Genomic DNA, 16,352 nt, shown 5'->3' on the forward strand with positions numbered 1-16,352 from the left:
GGCGCGGATCCGCTCGAGCGCGCCGGAGCGCGCTATCTCCGCGTCGCACGCCGCGCGCGCGGCGTCGAGGCTCTGCTCGACATCGCGCCAGACCTCCCAGCTGCCGCGGAACGCGCGATCGCCGAGAAGCGCCGCGCGGGCCTCGGCGGCGGGCGCGCCGTCCGGCCAGCGGGCGAGATCGCTTCCGAACCGGTCGAGCGCCGCCGCAAGCTCGGCGCCCGTCCTTCCGTTCGTCTCTGTCGTCATGCCGGATCTCCGTTCCGGTCGGTTCCGCCGGCCGAAAGAGCGCTTCTGAGCGCCCGGCGGCCGCGCGCGAGAAGCGATTCGAAGGCGTGTTCGCCGATGCCCATCACGTCGGCCGCCTCCGCCTGTCCGAGTTCCTGGAAGTGATAGAGGAGGACGGCCGTGCGCTGGCGCTCCGGCAGCGCGGCGAGCGCGGCGCGGACGCTGGCCACGGTCTCCGACCGGAGCAGGCCGCTGTCCGGCGCGGGCAGCTCCGGATCGGGCAGATCCGCGACCAGCGCGACATCGACGAAGGCGCGGCGGCGCCTGATGCGGTCGACCGCGCCGTTATAGACCACCCGGTGGAGCCAGGTCGAAATGCGAGCTTCGGGCCGCCAGCGCCCGGCCGCCTGCCAGAGGCCGAGAAAGGCATCCTGGACGAGGTCGTCGGCCTCCGCCTCATTGCCGAGGAGGAGGCGCGCGAAGCGCAGGAGCCGCGGAGCATGCGCGTCGACGAGTTGAGCGAAGGCGGAGCCGTCTCCGGCCGCGACCGCCCGGAGGCGCGCTGCGTCCTCTGCTGCGTCCACGCAACATCCTTCCGATTCGCCTCCCCCGCGGGGACACGATCCCGGCCGGCACTATAGGCCAATGGCGGGCGCGGCTCATCGGCGGAAGCGGCCGCCCCGGCGGCGGGGAGCTGCGGCGGCAGGCGCGTCATTCAGCGGCCTCCCGGTATGCGGGCTGGACCGGGCCGAGCACGTCCTCCACTTCGCTGCGCGTGCCGCCATGGCCCCCGGCGAGCGCCGCGGCGACCTCCGATTCCAGCCGCTCCGCCTCCGCCGAGCGCGGCTTGGAGAGGCCGGCGAGGAGAAGGAAGGTCACCGGCGTGACGAACAGGGTGACGAAGGTGGCGAGCCCGAGACCGCCCACCACGATCCAGCCGAGGGCGTGGCGCGCCTCGGCGCCGGCACCGTGCGACAGGACGAGGGGGACGCCGCCGATCACGGTCGCGACCATCGTCATGACGACCGGCCGCAGGCGGATGCGGCAGGCCTCGCGGATGGCGTCGTGGACGCCGAGCCCGCTCTCGCGCAGCTGGTTGGCGAACTCTACGATGAGGATGCCGTTCTTCGCCATGATGCCGACGAGCATCACGAGCCCGATCTGGCTGTAGATGTTGAGCGAGCCGCCCGTGAGCACCATGGCGTAGATCGCGGCGGCGAGGCCGAACGGCACGGTGAGCATGATGATCACCGCGCTGACGAAGCTCTCGAACTGCGCCGCGAGCACCAGCAGCACCACGACGAGCGCGAAGCCGAAGGTGACCGCCATCCCGCTCGAGGTCTCCTCGAGCGTCGCCGCCTCGCCGAGGAAGCGGATGCCCATGCTGGGCGGCAGCTTCTCCGCCGCGATCGCCTCGACGGCGGCCATGGCGGAGCGGAGGTCGTGGCCCTCGGCGAGCTGCCCGATGAGCGGGACGGCGCGCCGCTGGCCCTCGCGCGGGAGGTTCGGCGCGACCGCCGATTCCGTCACCGAGACGAAGGACGAGATCGGCACCATCCGCCCGCCCGAGGTGCGGACATAGACGGATTCCAGATCCGTCGGGTCGTTGATGGTCCCGGTCGGCGCCTCCACCCGGACGTCGATCGCGTCGCCGCCGACATAGAACTCGCCCATCTTGCGCCCCTCGAGGAGCGTCGAGAGCGTGGTTCCGAGGTCGTCGACGGAGACGCCGAGATCGGAGGCGCGCTCGCGGTCGATGCGCACGGAGAGCTGGGCCTGGGTGGTGTCGTAGGAGAGGCGCGCCGACGCGAAGCTCGGCGAATCCTCCATGGCGCGGCGAACCTCCTCGGCCTTCACCGCGAGGGCGTCGTAGTCGATGCCGGTGATCGCGAATTGCAGGCCCTGGCCGCCGCCGCGTATGCCGAGGCTGTTCGGCGAGCGCGCGAAGACCTGGACGCCCGGGATGTTCTGCAGCTTGGAATTGAGCTCGCGCATGATCTCCTGCTGCGAGCGAGCGCGCTTGTCCCAATCGGCGAGCGTCAGCACCACGAAGCCGGAATTCGTGCTGCCCCGGCCGGCGATGAGGAACATGTTGGTCGCCTCGCCGCTCGCGAGGAGCGGCCGCGCCGCGCTCTCGAGCTCCTGCAGCTGCGCGTCCATGTAGTCGATCGAGACGCCCTGCGGCCCGGTTATCTGGATCGGGACCATGCCGCGGTCCTCGCTCGGCGTGAGCTCCTCGGGCAGCGCCGAATAGGCCGCCACGGCGCCCGCCGCGAAGACGAGCCCGATCGCGAGCACCACCATGGGCGCGGCGAGCGCGGCGTCGAGCACGCGGCGATAGGCGGCCTCGCTCCACCCGCCGACCGCGCCGACGAGCCGCATCAGCGGATTGCGCGAGGGGCCGTGCGCTTCGTCCTCCTTCTTCAGCAGGCGCGAGGTCAGCATCGGGCAGAGCGTGAGCGCCACGAAGGCGGAGAGCACGACCGAGAAGGCCATCACGAAGCCGAACTCGGAGAAGAGCCGCCCGGCGGTGCCCTGGAAGAACGAGATCGGGATGAAGACCGCGGCGAGCGTCGCGGTCGTCGAGATGACGGCGAAGAACACCTGCCTGGCGCCGAGCACGGCGGCGGCGCGCGGCCCCATGCCCATCCGCATGTGCCGCTCGATGTTCTCGAGCACGACGATGGCGTCGTCGACGACGAGGCCGGTCGCCAGCACGAAGGCGAGAAGCGTCAGGATGTTGATCGAGAAGCCGCAGAGATAGATCGCCGCGATGGTGCCCATGAGCGCAATCGGGACGGTGACCGCCGGCACGATGGTGAGCCGGAGCGAGCGCAGGAACAGGAAGATGACCGCGATGACGATGACCACGGCCTCGCCCAGCGCGTGCATGACCGCGTTGAGGGCGCCGCCGATGAAGGTCGCGTCGTCGGAGGTGATCCGCACCGAGACGCCCTTCGGCATGGCCGCGTTGAGCTCGTCGACCGCCTTCTGGATGCCTTCCGATATGTCGAGCGTGTTCGACTGGGCCTGGCGGATGATGCCGAGGCCGACGCCCGTCTGGCCGTTGATCCTGAGGATGCTGGTGCGCTCCGCCGGCCCGAACAGGACGTCGGCCACGTCGCCGATCCTGGTCGAACGGTTGATGCGGATCGCCTCCACCTCCTCTGCGCTGGTGACGCTCGCGTCGGCCCGCACGAGAAGCTCCTGGTCGGACCCGGTCAGATTGCCGGCGGGCGCGTCCATGGCCACCGAAGACAGCGCGTTCGAAAGATCGGTCACCGAGATGCCGCGCATGGCGAGCGCGTCCGGATCGACCAGCACGCGCACCAGCGGGTCACGATCGCCGAAGACCGTCACCTGCGCCACGCCCTCGACCGCCGAGAGACGGTCGACGACCGAATCGTCGACCAGCTTGGTCAGATCCTCGATCGGCATGTTCTCGGCCGTCACGGCGAGCCGGATGATCGGATCGGAATCGTCGTCCGCCTTGACGATGGTGAGGTCCTCGACCTCCTCGGGCAGGTTGCGCTCCACGCTGCCGATCGCGTCGCGCATGTCGCTCGCGGCGACATTGATGTCGACCGAGCTGTTGAACTCGACGACGACACGGCTCCGGCCCGTCCGGCTGGTCGACGAGATCGTGCTGACGCCCGGCACGCGCGCGGCGGCGCCCTCCAGGATGTTGGTCACCTGCGTGTCCATCGTCTCGGGCGCGGCGCCGTCGTAATCGGCGGTGATCGTGATCACCGGCCGGTCGACGTCGGGAAGCTCGCGGATCTCGACGGCGGAGAGGGCGGCAAGGCCCGCCACGATGATGAGCAGGTTCGCGACGATCGTCAGGACCGGACGCCGGACGCAGAGCGCGGAAATGCCCCTGGTGGCTTCGAGGATGCGCTCGCGCGCGTGTTCGAACGTGCCGCTCACGCACCCTCCTCAGCTCTTCGCCTTCTGGATCGTCACGCGCTCGGGCGCGGTGCCGCCGGAGCGCGCCGTCGCGTCGCTCTCCTCGGCCGCCGGCGCACCGGACGGCTTGCGCCGGGTGATCTGCACCTCCGCACCGCCGCGAAGGCGCTGGACGCCCTCGACGACGAGCGTGTCGCCGGACGCGATGTCCGCCTTGACGACGACCGTGCCGGTGCGGCGGTCGAGGATCGTCACCGGGATGCGCGTCACCTTGCTGTCGGCACCGACGCGCCAGACGAACGAGCCCTGGCGGTCCCACTGGACCGCGAGCGAGGGCACGGCCACGCGCTCTTCGGCGGGCAGGTCGATCTCGATCGACACGGCCATGCCGGGCTTGATCTCGCCGCCGGGATTGTCGAGCGTCGCCTCCATCTTCAGCGTCCGGCTGGTCTGGTCGATGCGGCTGTCGACGGCGGTGACGGTGCCGGTGAAGGCGCGGCCCTGCAAAGCGTGGGCGATGGCCCTGACGGGCATGTCGTGCCCGACCCGCCCCGCGAACCGTTCCGGAACCTCGAAGGCCACGATGACCTTGTCGAGGTCGTCGACCGTGACGAGGGAGGTGCTCGTCGTCACGAGATCGCCGACGGCGATGTCCGTCAGCCCCGTCACGCCCGAGAAGGGCGCCTTGATGGTGCGGCGCGATTCGTCGAGCTCGGCGGAACGCAAGGCGATCTCCGCCACCCGCTCGGCGATCTCGGCGTCCTGCTTGGCGACCTCCGAGATGCTCTTCGACTTCGAAAGCTGCTGGGCGCGGCTCAGCGCAGACCGCGCCTGCTCGAGCTCGATCCGCGCGCGCTCGACGGCGATCACCTGCGAGCTCTTCTCCAGCTCGAAGAGAACGTCGCCCTCGGCGACCATGCCGCCCGGCCGGAACGCCACGCGCTCGACGATGCCGGTCACCTCCGGGAGAAGGGTGACGGAGCGGCCCGCCTTGGCCGAGCCGAGCGCGACCACGCGCTCGCCCTGATTATCGCTCTCGGCCGGTGCGACGACGACCGGCAGCGGACCGGAACCGCCGGCCTGGCCCGTCCGGCCGGCCGGCGGACCCGAACGGGGCGCGGGCGCCCCGCCGTCTCCGCCCTGGCTTGCCGGGAGGACGGCGGAGAGCGCCGCACGGACCGGCTCGACCGCCGAAGGATTGCGCCATGCGTACCAGCCCCCTGCCGCGAGCGCGGCAATGACCAGGCAGAGGGCAAGTTGTTTCCAGATCGACATGGGGCGAGGCGGTTCCTTGGCACGGCAAGACCGTTCAACGGAGGATGCGCTCCGTTCCGTCGCTCGGGAAGCATGACATTTTCGTCATCTTTGCACGAGTCCAGGCGGAGGCGGGTGCCTGCCGATCGCGCTTGCCCGTCCGATGATCGGCCCTTACGAGCCAAGTGCCATGACGCTGAAGGAACGCACCGCCACGATCTCGCTCGCCGCGAGCCTGCTGCTCGCGGCCGCGAAGCTCGCGATCGGCCTGGCCATCGGCAGCCTCGCGCTCGTCACGGACGCGCTGCACTCGGCGACCGACTTCGCGGCGACGGCGCTCACCTGGGTCGCGGTGCGCTGGGGCGACCGTCCGCCCGACGAATCGCATCCCTACGGACACGGCAAGTTCGAGAGCGTGGCCGCCCTCGGGCAGGCGACGCTGCTCCTGCTGGTGGCCGGCGGCGTCACGGTCGAGGCCGTGCGGCGCCTCGGCTCGGCGGACTCCGCGCCGACGGTCTCCGCCCTCGCCGTCGGCATCCTGCTCGTCGAGATCGGCATCAATTCCTGGCGCGCCCGCGCCCTTCTCAAGGTCGGGCGCGAGACCAAGAGCGCGGCGCTGCAGGCGGACGCGGTCCATTTCGCCTCCGACGTCTACAGCTCGCTCGCCGTGCTCGCCGGCTTCGGCCTCCTGGCGCTGGGGTTCCGCTGGGGCGACGCGGCGGCGGCGCTCGCCGTCGCCGGGATCATTGCGGTCCTGGCGCTCCGCCTGCTCCGGCGCACGATCGACGACCTCGTCGACACGGCGCCCGCCGGAGCGGGCCGGAACCTTGAGGAGCGCATCATCCGCCTGCCCGGGGTGGTCGGCGTCGAATTCGTCCGCGTCCGCTCGGTCGGGCCGCAGCATTTCGCCGACGTCGCGATCCAGGTCGCGCGGTCGCTCAACATGGAGGAGGCGGCGCGTGTGAAGGAGGACGTGGTCGCCACCGCCAGACAGGTACTCGGGCGCGCGGAGGTGGTCGTCCAGTCCGTGCCGGTTTCACCCAGCGACGAGACGATCCACGACCGCGTCCTGCTGGTGGCGCTGCGCGAGAAGGTCGCGGTGCACCACGTCACCGTCCACCATCTCCGGGACCGCCTCGCCATCGCCGTCGATATCGAGGTCGACGGCCGCATGCCGCTCGCGCAGGCCCACGGCGTCGCGGACCGGCTGGAGCACGCGATCGAGGCCGAGTTCGGCGAGGGCATCGAGATCGAGACCCACATCGAGCCGCTCACCCCGGAATCGCGCGACGTGGTGGCCGGCGCGGAGGCGCTCCGGAAGGACATCGAAGCGGCCCTCCAGGAGAGCGCCGACGGGATCGAGGGATTGTCGGAAGTGCACGACGTGCGCCTCAGGCGGGCGCGGAACGGCTATGTCCTCGTCGCCCATTGCCGCCTCGACCCGGCCTGGACCGTGGACGACGTGCACGACCGCGTGGATGCGCTCGAACGCGCCGTCCGCGGCCGCCGCCCCGACATCGCCCGCGTCGTCATCCACGCCGAGCCGCGCCGGGAGGCCCGCGCCGGGCCGGCGCGGGCAAGCGCATGACGGCTTCGCCCGATCAGGCGGCGAGCTTCTCCTTGAGGAACGCGATGGTGCGCGACCAGGCGAGATCGGCCGCCGCCTTGTCGTAGCGCGCGGCGGAGGTATCGTTGTTGAAGGCGTGGTTGGCGCCCTCGTAGACGAAGACCCGGTAGTCCTTACCGGCCGCCTTCAGCGCCGCCTCGTATTCCGGGATGCCGGCATTGATGCGGTCGTCGAGCCCGGCAAAGTGGAGGAGCAGGCTCGCCTCGATGTCGGGGACCTGCGAGGGCTCGGGCGTGCGGCCGTAATAGGCGACGGCCGCATCGAGATCCGGGGCGTGGACCGCCGTCTGGTTGACGAGGCCGCCGCCCCAGCAGAAGCCGACCGTGCCGACCTTGCCGTTGCCCCTTTCCTCGCGGTCGAGATAGGCGACGGTCGCCACCGCATTCGCGACGGTCTGCGCCTGGTCGAGCTCGGAGATCATCTGCCGCGCCTTGTCCTCGTCCTCCGGCGTGCCGCCGGCCGGCGCGAGGAAATCGGGCGCGAGCGCCAGGAAGCCCTCGACGGCGACGCGCCGGGCGACATCCTGGATGTGCGGATTGAGGCCGCGATTCTCGTGGATGACCATGACCGTCGGCAGCGGGCCCTGGGCGTCGGCCGGCGTGACCAGATAGCCGCTCAGGGTGGTGCCCTCCGCGCCCGGCCAGGTGACCATGCCGGCCTTGATGCGCGGGTCGTCCTCGGCGAGCATCGCGGCCTTGGCCTTGCTCGCCTCCAGCATCGGCGCGATGGCAAAGGCGGCGGCGGAGCTGCCGGCGAGCTTGGTGAGCCGGTCCATGAAGCGGCGCCGGTCGAGCGTCAGATGCGTGTACTCGTCATAGAGCCGGATCATCTCCTGGGTGATTTTCGGCCGCTCGTTCATCGCAATCCTCCCGGTCTGGCCTGCAACCGGCGGGAGCATGATGCCGGGCGCACCGGCGGGCAAATCACGCCCCGGACACGGTTCAGTGAAGGCAGGCGCGCGGCGGGCGCTCCGCAATGTCCTGGATCACGTGCCTCGGGACCGGCATCAGCCTGAGCTGCTGCTCGACCATGGCCTCGGCATAGGCGACGAGCGGGGGCATCGCCGCCTCCTGCCCCTCGGGATCGATGAAGCGCGCCATGGCGTAGGCGAGGCAGTCGAGATCGGCGTTCTGGCTGGCCGAGACCATCGCGAGCGCGAGGCATTCGTCCCGGCAGAGCCGCGGGCAGGCGCCGGGAAAGCACCGCATCGGGCACTGGGCGCAGTCGCGGATCATGCTGACGAAGGCGGCGAGGCGCTCCACCACCTGGCGCGCCGCCGGGACGCCGAGGGACGTCGCATGCAGATTCCAGACGTCCTCCCAATGCCGCAGGTCGCCGGAGGCGTAGCCCGCCATCCAGCCGCGGATCCCGGTGAGGAGCAGCCGCTCCGGCACCCGGTCGAGCAGGCCAACGGGGCGCGCGGCGAAACAGGAGGCGCTCATCGCGGAGACCCGGCGCGGCCTGCCGGAGAGGAAACATGCGCCTCGGCGCGGCGCCGGGCGCGGACAAGCAAAAGACCGGGCGCAGAACGCGCCCGCCACCGGATCGACATGACATCCTCCAAGGAAAGGGTTCAAGGCCCTGACATCAAAGGTCGAGCCGAAGTGTCTCGGATCGCCGCGCCCTGTCAACCGATATGATTTGGAGCGATTCCAATCTGGCGGCGGAGCACCGCGCCGCCGCTCTACTTCTCTGGCATGAAGAGCGTGCGCGCGAAATCTATCGCCGCCAGGACGACGCCGATGGCGCAGACCGCGATGAGGGCGGGAAGCGGCACCTTCCAGACGAGGACGCCGAGGAAGGCGCAGAGCGCGGCGAGCCCGAGAAGGGCGAAGATCCGGTCGAAGACGATCATCGGGCGACTCCCTCTGGCCTTTCCTCCGGGACCGCCGGCGCCGCCCCGGCGAGGCGCCCGACCAGCCAGCGCGCCGTCCGCAGCAGGCGCCCGTCCTGGCCGCGGCGCCCGACCAGCTGGACGCCGAGCGGAAGCCCGGCCGGCCCGACGAGAAGCGGCAGGGTGAGGGCCGGCACGCCGCAGAAGGTCCATATCGTGCAGAAGGCGGGGCTTCCCGTGGAGCCGAGCCCGACCGGCGCCTCGCCGGCGGCCGCCGGGGTGAGGATCGCGTCGAAGCGGTCGAAGATCGCCTCGAGCGCGGCGTTGAGGCTCTCGATCGCCTCGATGGCGGCGGCGTAGTCGACGGCCCGGACCGCCCGGCCCTCCTCGATCATGCCGCGGAGCCGCGCGCTGAGGCTGTCAGCGCCCCGCTCGGTGTAGCGCGCATAGTTGCGGGCGATGTCGGCGAGCATCAGCGCGCCGTGGAGCCGGTGCGCATCGGCGAAGGCGGGCGGCAGGCCGACCTCCGCGACGTCGCCGCCGAGCTCCGCGCAGAGCTCGGCGAACGCCTCCGCCGTGCCGGGCTCGACCTGGTCCCAGACCGGGCTCTTCACGAAGGCGAGCAGGGGGCGGACCGGCGGCCTCGCCGCTTCCGTCCGGGCGAGCGCCGGGAACGCCTCGAGCCGCGTGCCGCGGTCGCCCGGATCGTAGCCGGCGAGCGCGTCGGCGATGAGCGCGCAATCGGCGCCGGAGCGGGCGAAGACGCCGATCGCGTCCAGAAGCGGGGACTGCACCAGCACGCCGCGGCGCGAGATCATCCCGCGGCCCGGCTTGTAGCCGTAGACGCCGCAGAACGAGGCCGGCCTGATGACCGAGCCGTTGGTCTGGGTCCCGACGGCGAGCGGCACCATGCGCGCGGCGACCGCGGCGGCCGAGCCGGACGAGGATCCGCCGGGCGTCCGGCCGGTATCGTGCGGATTGGCGGTCGGGCCGGGCGAATAGACGGCGAGCTCGGTGGTGACCGTCTTGCCGAGAATGACGGCGCCGGCGGCGCGCAGCCGCGCGGCCACCGTCGAATCCTCCTGCGGACGGCGGCCGGAATCGAGCACCGTTCCGTTCTCGCAGGGCAGGCCCGCCGCGTCGATGACGTCCTTGAGGCCGACCGGCACGCCGTGGAGCGGCCCGAGCGGCCGGCCCGTGCCGCGCTGGCGGTCGCGCATCTCCGCCTGGGCGAGGGCGTAGGCCGGGTCGAGATGCGCCCAGGCCCGGACCGCCGGATCGCGCTCCTCGATGCGGGCGAGACAGGCTTCGACGAGTTCGACCGAGCTCGTCTCGCCGCGCGCGATGCGCCCGCGCGCTTCCCCCGCGTCGAGATCGGCGAGCGCCGCCTTGCTCACGTCACCGCCCATAGACGAGGGAAGGCAGCCAGTAGACGGTGCCGGGCAGGAGATAGACGATCACCATCGAGACGATCACGATCAGCAGGAACGGCATGCAGCCCTTGAAGATCTGGACGAGCTGCACGTGCGGCGGCGCGATCCCCTTCAGGTAATAGGCCGACATCGCCATCGGCGGCGACAGGAACGAGGTCTGCAGGTTGAGGGCGATCAGGATCCCGAAGAAGAGCGGGTCGATCTCGAAATGCGCGAGCAGCGGAAGGAAGATCGGCACGAAGATGATGATGATCTCCGACCATTCGAGCGGCCAGCCGAGCAGGAAGATGATGATCTGCGCCAGGATCAGGAACAAAAGCGGGCTGATCTCCAGCCCGGTGACGAAGTCCTTGATGAGCTGCTCGCCGCCGAGATAGGAGAAGACGGAGGCGAAGGTCCAGGAGCCGACGAAGAGCCAGCAGACCATGGCCGCCGTGCGCACCGTCAGATAGACGGATTCCTCGAGCCGCTTCCAGGTGAGGGCCCGGTAGGCGGCCGCGAGCACGATGCCGCCGAGGGCGCCGATCGCCGCCGCCTCGGAAGGCGTCGCGAGGCCGAAGAGGATCGCGCCGAGCACCGCGAGGATGAGGATCGCGAGCGGAAAGAAGGAGGTCAGCAGCATCAGGGCGAGCTGGCCGCCGGAGACGCCCGCGGTCTCCTCTTCCGGCGGCGGCGGCGCGAGCTTCGGGTTCATCCAGGCCCGGCCCACCACATAGACGAGATAGAGGCCCGCGAGCATGAAGCCCGGGATCAGCGCGCCGGCATAGAGCCGGACGATCGAGACCCCGGAAGTCGCCGCGTAGACGATCAGCATGATGGAGGGCGGGATCAGGATGCCGAGCGTCCCGCCGGCGCAGATGACGCCCGAGGCGAAGCTCGTGTCGTAGCGGGCGCGCAGCATGGCGGGAAAGGCGAGCAGCCCCATCAGGGTGACGACGGCGCCGACAATGCCGGTCGCGGTCGCGAAGAGGGCGCAGGTGATGAGCGCGGCGACGGCGAGCGAGCCCGGCACCCTGCGCGAGGCCAGCTGCAGCGTGGTGAACAGGCGGCTCACGATATTCGCCCGCTCCACGATGTAGCCCATGAACAGGAAGAGCGGGACGGCGGTCAGCACGTCGTTCGCCATGACCGAATAGGTCTGGTTCACGAGCAGGTCGAAGATGCGGTTGTTGAAGAGCGCCCGGATCCAGACGAGCTGGCCGTAGAAGGAATCCGGATCGGCACCGCCGAGCAGGCGCTGGTAGACGCGCGCCATGATCGCCGCGTCGTAATAGGCGTAATATCCGAAGCCGACTCCGAGGGCCATCAGCGTGTAGGCGATCGGGAAGCCGAGCATGATGACGAAGATGAAGATGCCGAGCATCATCACCGCGACCTGGGGATCCGTCATCGCCCCGATCTCCGGCGCGGATCGGCCGCGGGATCGTCGAGGCCGGCGAGGTCGACGGCCTCGCTGCCGTGCTCCAGGCGCTCGAGCGAGCCGCGCTCCATCAGGAGCTTCTCCATCTCCTCGACGTCCTGCGCCCGCGGCGGCCACTCTCCGAGCCGGATGCAGAGGATGCAGCGGAACACCTGCGCGATGCCCTGGACGAAGAGCAGCGCGCCGGCCACCACGATGACCGACTTGAACTGGAAGATCGGTATCCCGGCCGGGCTCATGCTGCTGACTTCGAGGTAGCGCCACGACCGCGACGCATATCGCCAGCCCGCCACCATGAAGGCGGTGATGCCCGGAAAGAAGAACAGGAAGTAGAGCACGAGCTCGACGCTCGCCTGGACGCGCGGACGCCAGAGCCGGTAGACGACGTCCGCCCGCACGTGCCCGTCGCGCGAGAGCGTGTAGGCTCCCGCCATCATGAACATCGTGCCGTAGAGGATGTAGGTCATGTCGAAGGCCCAGACGGTCGGGCTGTTCAGCACGTACCGGACGAACACCTCATAGCTGACCCCGAGGGTCATGATGATGATGCACCAGGCGAAAGCCTTCCCGACCCAGGCCGAGAGTCTGTCCGCGATCTGAATGTAGGTGAGCATACGATCCTTGAGCGAAGCGGCCTTCCGGCCGGGCGCCCGGCGCCCGGCCAATGTCGTCGGCCAGGATCAGAAGTTGATCTTGCCCGGGAAATAATGGTTGTAGGCGAGCTTGTAGTCCGGCGCGTTCATGAGCTGGTAGTAGCCGACGCGCTCGGTCCACGCCTTCTGGCTGTCCATGATCTTCTTGTTGACCGGATCCTGGCCGAGCTGATCGATCAGCTTGTCCCAGGCGCCGAGCTGGGCCTCGAGAACCGATTGCGGGGTGCGCGCGACGTTGATGCCGCCGTCCTGCAGCTTGCGCAGGTCGGTCGAATACTGGTTCATCGCCAGCGCGAAGTTCGCCGTGCTCGCGGCCTCGACGCCATATTGCAGGATCGCCTGGAGGTCGGGATCGAGGCTCTCGAACCGGTCGCGGTTGAAGATGAACTCGAAGCTCTCGCTCGCCTGATGATAGGAGGAGAGCATGTAGTTCTTGGCAACGTCCTGCGCCCCGAAGCGCATGTCGGAGGTCGGGTTGTTGAACTCGAAGGCGTCGATAACGCCGCGCTCCATGGCGGGCACGATCTCGCCGCCGGGAAGCTGCGTGACGCTGAGGCCCATCGCCTGCATCAGGTCGGCGGCGAGGCCGACGGTGCGGTACTTCAGGCCGTTCATGTCCTGCGCGGACTTGACCTCGTTCTTGAACCAGCCGAGCGGCTGCGCCGGCATCGGGAAGCCGAAGAAGCCGACGATGTTGAGCCCGAGCACGTCCTGGGTCAGCTCGCGATAGAGGTCCTGCCCGCCGCCCGTGTAGAACCAGGCCAGCATGTCGGCCGCGCTGCCGCCGAAGACCGGGCCGGTTCCGAAGAAGGACGCGGCCTTGTGCTTGCCGTACCAGTAGACCGCCACGGTGTGCGCGCAGTCGATGACGCCGTCATGGCAGGCATCCTGGACCTGGAACGCGCCGACGACCGCGCCGGCCGGCAGAAGGTCGATGCGCAGGCGGTCGCCCGACATCTTCTGGACGCGTTCGACATATTGCTTCGCCATGTCCTGGAAGACGTCCGAGGCGGGCCAGGACGACTGCATCTTGAGGACGATCGGCGACTGCGCCGTCACCACCGCCGGCGCCGCCAGCGCGCCGGCCGCCGCGCCTGCGGCGAGGGCGCCGCCCCTCAGGAACTTGCGGCGGGATACGTTTTCTGCGGTTTTCATTCAGTATTCCTCCCAAGGAAACAGATCTTCCCGCTCGGCCGTTGACCGGCCGTTGTTTCGGTCCGACGCTCGAAAGTCCCGAGCGCCAGCCTTCAGCGGGATCGCCCAGCACCGAGCCCTTGGCAAGAGTGGCAAGATGAAACCCGCCGGGCAAGCGCAGCTTCCCGGCTTTCTCCAAGCTGCCGGTTATCCTTTAGTAGAAGAGCGCGCGTTGCGCCGAGACCGATGCAGCGACCGGCCGCGCCTTCCCGGCCCGTTCGCGCCGCCTTGCATGCGCCTCAGTGGTAGAATTGCTGGTCTTCCACCTTGCCGCGGAACACCCAGTAGGAATAGCCGGTGTAGATCAGGATGATCGGGATCAGGATCGCCACCCCCACAAGCAGGAAGACGAGCGTGCTCGCCGGCGCGGCGGCCTGCCAGACGGTGACCGAGATCGGCACGATATACGGAAAGAAGCTTATTCCGAGGCCGAGGAAGCACAGGAAGAAGAGGGCGAGCGTCAACAGGAAGGGCGCGAATTCGTGCCGCCGCGCGAGGCTCCTGAGGAGCGCGGCCGCGATCCCGAGCACGAGCAGCGGTACCGGCGAGAGAAGCGCGATGTTCGGCCATGTGAACCAGCGCCCGGCGACGAAATCGCTGATCAGGGGCGTCCACAGGCTGACCAGCCCGACAAAGGCCACGAGCAGCAGCGAGAGCGGCCGCGCGTAGCGGAACATGCGGTCCTGCAGATCGCCGCCCGTCTTCATCAGGAGGAAGCAGGCGCCGAGCAGCGCATAGCCGGCGAGGAGCGCCGCCCCGGTCGCCAGGCTGAAGGGCGAGAGCCAGTCGAACCAGCCGCCGGCATAGGCGCGGCCGCTCGTCTCCACCCCCTGCAGGATGGTGCCGAGCGCGATCCCCTGGCAGAAGGTCGCGACATAGGAGCCGAAGACGAAGCCGGCCGTCCAGAGCGAGCGGTGGCGCTCGTCGCGGTGCCGGAACTCGAAGGCGACGCCCCGGAAGATCAGCGCGAGCAGCATCGCGACGAGCGGCGCGTAGAGCGCCGGCATCAGGATCGCATAGGCGAGCGGGAAGGCCGCCATCAGGCCGCCGCCGCCGAGGACGAGCCAGGTCTCGTTGCCGTCCCAGACCGGCGCGATGGCGCCGATCATCCGCTCGCGGTCGGCGCTCGAGCCGACGAACGGCGCAAGCAGCCCGATGCCGAGATCGAAGCCGTCGAGCACGACATAGGCGTAGACGGCGAAGGCGAGGATGAAAACCCAGAGGAGCACGAGGTCCATTGCCGTCAGCCCTGCCCCGGCCCGTGGACCGCCTGGATCGGCGTGATGCCGGCGGCGCGCTCGGGACCGCCGCGCAGCTCGTCTTCGGTGGCGGCCTCGGGCGGCCTGCCGAACATGCGGAAGAGATACCAGATGCCCGCCCCGAAGACGGCGAAATAGACGACGACGAAGGCCGCCAGCGAGCCGCCGAGCGCCGGCGCCGCGACCGGGGAGGCGGAATCCGCCGTCCGCAGCAGGCCGTAGACCGTGTAGGGCTGGCGGCCGACCTCGGTCGTGACCCAGCCGGCGATGATGGCGGCGAGCCCGCTCGGCCCCATGACGAGCACCCAGCGCTGGAAGAGCGGCGCGGCATAGAGCTTGTGCTGCCAGCGCAGGTAGAGGCTCGCGATGCCGGTCGCGAGCATCAGGAGCCCGAGCCCGACCATGATCCGGAACCCCCAGAACACATAAGGCAGGTTCGGCCAGTCCTCCTTCGGCCAGCTCTTCAGCCCCTTCAGCGTGCCGTCCCATTCATGCGTCAGGATCAGGCTGCCGAGATTGGGCACGCCGACGGCGTAGCGCGTGGTCTCCGCCTCGGCATCCGGCCAGCCGAAGAGATAGAGCGGGGCGCCGCTCAGCTCCGGCTCGAAATGCCCCTCCATGGCGGCGATCTTGGCCGGCTGGTGCGCGAGCGTGTTGAGCCCGTGCAGGTCGCCCACCGCGATCTGGACGGGCGTCACCAGCGTCGCCATCCACATGGCCATGGAGAACATGATGCGCACTTCCGGGCCCGCGCGCTTCCGCAGGAGGTGGAAGGCGCCGACCGCGCCGACCACGAAGGCGGTGGCGAGATAGGCGGCGATGACCATGTGCGCGAGGCGATAGGGCAGCGACGGATTGAAGATGATGGCGAGCCAGTCCTCCGGGACGAACTGCCCGACCTCGTTGACCGAATAGCCCTGCGGGGTCTGCATCCAGCTGTTGACGACGAGGATCCAGAAGGCGGAGACGAGCGCGCCGGCGGCGACGAGGAGGGTCGCCAGGAAGTGCACGAGCTTCGGGACCCGGCCGATGCCGAAGAGCATGATGCCGAGGAAGCCCGCCTCCATGAAGAAGGCGGTGAGCACCTCGTAGCCCATCAGCGGCCCGACGACGGGGCCCGCTTTGTCCGAGAAGCCGCTCCAGTTGGTGCCGAACTGGTAGCTCATCACGATGCCGGAGACGACGCCCATCCCGAACGCGATGGCGAAGACGCGCACCCAATAGCGGAAGAGGCGCATATAGGCCTCGCGCCCGGTCAGGAGCCACAGCCCCTCGAGCACCGCGAGATAGCTCCCGAGGCCGATCGAGAGCGCCGGGAAGAGGATGTGGAAGGCCATCGTGAAGGCAAACTGGACGCGCGCCAGCACGACCGGATCGACACCTTCGAACATGGGGCCCCCTTTCAGACGCCGGCTCACGACCCTCGGGCTATGATGGCGCGCGGCGTCGGGAGGACAACCCCTGACCGGCGGCCGCGCGCTTCGGCCGCCGGCCTCGGGGCAAGGCGCGGCGCGACGCCCACGGCCGCGCCGGCCGGCAAGGAACCG

14 protein-coding genes are annotated in these 16,352 nt (G+C 69.8%); 1 reads left to right on the top strand and 13 read right to left on the bottom strand.

Translation table 11 applies throughout. From position 1 onward, the window contains the following. The 4 genes from E4O86_RS18660 to E4O86_RS18675 all read right to left on the bottom strand — a co-directional run. A partial coding sequence (locus E4O86_RS18660) for a hypothetical protein (RefSeq protein WP_161142063.1) occupies positions 1–246 on the bottom strand: 246 nt, incomplete at its 3' end. After that, the gene (locus E4O86_RS18665; RefSeq protein WP_161142064.1) at positions 243–809 is read right to left on the bottom strand and encodes a sigma-70 family RNA polymerase sigma factor; all 567 of its coding nucleotides are present in this window, start codon (positions 807–809) and stop codon (positions 243–245) included. The genes E4O86_RS18660 and E4O86_RS18665, both read right to left, overlap by 4 nt. 127 nt (positions 810–936) lie before the next feature. Further along, positions 937–4,152: an efflux RND transporter permease subunit gene (locus E4O86_RS18670; protein WP_343039190.1), complete on the bottom strand. Its 3,216-nt coding sequence runs from the start codon at positions 4,150–4,152 to the stop codon at positions 937–939. A 9-nt stretch (positions 4,153–4,161) separates the two neighbouring features. Then, on the bottom strand, positions 4,162–5,406 hold the full coding sequence (locus tag E4O86_RS18675; RefSeq protein ID WP_161142065.1) for an efflux RND transporter periplasmic adaptor subunit: 1,245 nt from the start codon (positions 5,404–5,406) through the stop codon (positions 4,162–4,164). Positions 5,407–5,575: 169 nt separating this feature from the next. On the opposite strand from E4O86_RS18675, the gene E4O86_RS18680 reads away from it, so the two are divergent. Next, complete coding sequence (locus E4O86_RS18680) at positions 5,576–6,973, top strand: cation-efflux pump (RefSeq protein ID WP_161142066.1); 1,398 nt, start codon at positions 5,576–5,578, stop codon at positions 6,971–6,973. A 13-nt stretch (positions 6,974–6,986) separates the two neighbouring features. Here E4O86_RS18680 and E4O86_RS18685 read toward each other — a convergent pair whose 3' ends face one another. The 9 genes from E4O86_RS18685 to E4O86_RS18725 form a co-directional block, all read right to left on the bottom strand. Further along, positions 6,987–7,871 carry a dienelactone hydrolase family protein gene (locus tag E4O86_RS18685; protein ID WP_161142067.1) on the bottom strand — a complete coding sequence of 295 codons (885 nt, stop codon included), beginning with the start codon at positions 7,869–7,871 and terminating at the stop codon, positions 6,987–6,989. A gap of 82 nt (positions 7,872–7,953) precedes the next feature. Further along, complete coding sequence (locus tag E4O86_RS18690; RefSeq protein WP_161142068.1) at positions 7,954–8,454, bottom strand: hypothetical protein; 501 nt, start codon at positions 8,452–8,454, stop codon at positions 7,954–7,956. Between the two features lie 242 nt (positions 8,455–8,696). Then, a complete protein-coding gene (locus tag E4O86_RS18695; protein WP_161142069.1) occupies positions 8,697–8,867 on the bottom strand; it encodes a hypothetical protein in 171 nt (56 codons plus the stop codon). After that, on the bottom strand, positions 8,864–10,243 hold the full coding sequence (locus E4O86_RS18700) for an amidase (protein ID WP_343039191.1): 1,380 nt from the start codon (positions 10,241–10,243) through the stop codon (positions 8,864–8,866). Before E4O86_RS18700 ends, E4O86_RS18695 begins: the two co-directional genes overlap by 4 nt. A gap of 1 nt (position 10,244) precedes the next feature. Next, positions 10,245–11,669 carry a TRAP transporter large permease gene (locus E4O86_RS18705; RefSeq protein WP_161142071.1) on the bottom strand — a complete coding sequence of 475 codons (1,425 nt, stop codon included), beginning with the start codon at positions 11,667–11,669 and terminating at the stop codon, positions 10,245–10,247. Further along, positions 11,666–12,313: a TRAP transporter small permease subunit gene (locus E4O86_RS18710; RefSeq protein WP_161142072.1), complete on the bottom strand. Its 648-nt coding sequence runs from the start codon at positions 12,311–12,313 to the stop codon at positions 11,666–11,668. The genes E4O86_RS18705 and E4O86_RS18710 overlap by 4 nt, the downstream gene beginning before the upstream one ends. 66 nt (positions 12,314–12,379) lie before the next feature. Next, entirely contained in the window at positions 12,380–13,507 is a 1,128-nt protein-coding gene (locus E4O86_RS18715; protein ID WP_161142073.1) for a TRAP transporter substrate-binding protein, read from the bottom strand. Positions 13,508–13,785: 278 nt separating this feature from the next. Further along, the gene (gene cydB / locus E4O86_RS18720; protein ID WP_161142074.1) at positions 13,786–14,784 is read right to left on the bottom strand and encodes a cytochrome d ubiquinol oxidase subunit II; all 999 of its coding nucleotides are present in this window, start codon (positions 14,782–14,784) and stop codon (positions 13,786–13,788) included. Positions 14,785–14,789: 5 nt separating this feature from the next. Then, on the bottom strand, positions 14,790–16,196 hold the full coding sequence (locus E4O86_RS18725; protein ID WP_161142075.1) for a cytochrome ubiquinol oxidase subunit I: 1,407 nt from the start codon (positions 16,194–16,196) through the stop codon (positions 14,790–14,792). Between the last annotated feature and the right edge of the window lie 156 nt (positions 16,197–16,352).

The organism is Propylenella binzhouense (assembly GCF_009866965.1).
Classification (GTDB): Bacteria; Pseudomonadota; Alphaproteobacteria; order Rhizobiales; family Afifellaceae; genus Propylenella; species Propylenella binzhouense.

Coding starts and splice junctions, on each gene's coding strand:
- E4O86_RS18725 (WP_161142075.1), bottom strand. CDS start 16,196: ATGTTCGAAGGTGTCGATCCGGTCGTGCTGGCGCGCGTCCAGTTTGCC.
- E4O86_RS18690 (WP_161142068.1), bottom strand. CDS start 8,454: ATGAGCGCCTCCTGTTTCGCCGCGCGCCCCGTTGGCCTGCTCGACCGG.
- E4O86_RS18715 (WP_161142073.1), bottom strand. CDS start 13,507: ATGAAAACCGCAGAAAACGTATCCCGCCGCAAGTTCCTGAGGGGCGGC.
- E4O86_RS18710 (WP_161142072.1), bottom strand. CDS start 12,313: ATGCTCACCTACATTCAGATCGCGGACAGACTCTCGGCCTGGGTCGGG.
- E4O86_RS18695 (WP_161142069.1), bottom strand. CDS start 8,867: ATGATCGTCTTCGACCGGATCTTCGCCCTTCTCGGGCTCGCCGCGCTC.
- E4O86_RS18705 (WP_161142071.1), bottom strand. CDS start 11,669: ATGACGGATCCCCAGGTCGCGGTGATGATGCTCGGCATCTTCATCTTC.
- E4O86_RS18685 (WP_161142067.1), bottom strand. CDS start 7,871: ATGAACGAGCGGCCGAAAATCACCCAGGAGATGATCCGGCTCTATGAC.
- cydB (WP_161142074.1), bottom strand. CDS start 14,784: ATGGACCTCGTGCTCCTCTGGGTTTTCATCCTCGCCTTCGCCGTCTAC.
- E4O86_RS18680 (WP_161142066.1), top strand. CDS start 5,576: ATGACGCTGAAGGAACGCACCGCCACGATCTCGCTCGCCGCGAGCCTG.
- E4O86_RS18675 (WP_161142065.1), bottom strand. CDS start 5,406: ATGTCGATCTGGAAACAACTTGCCCTCTGCCTGGTCATTGCCGCGCTC.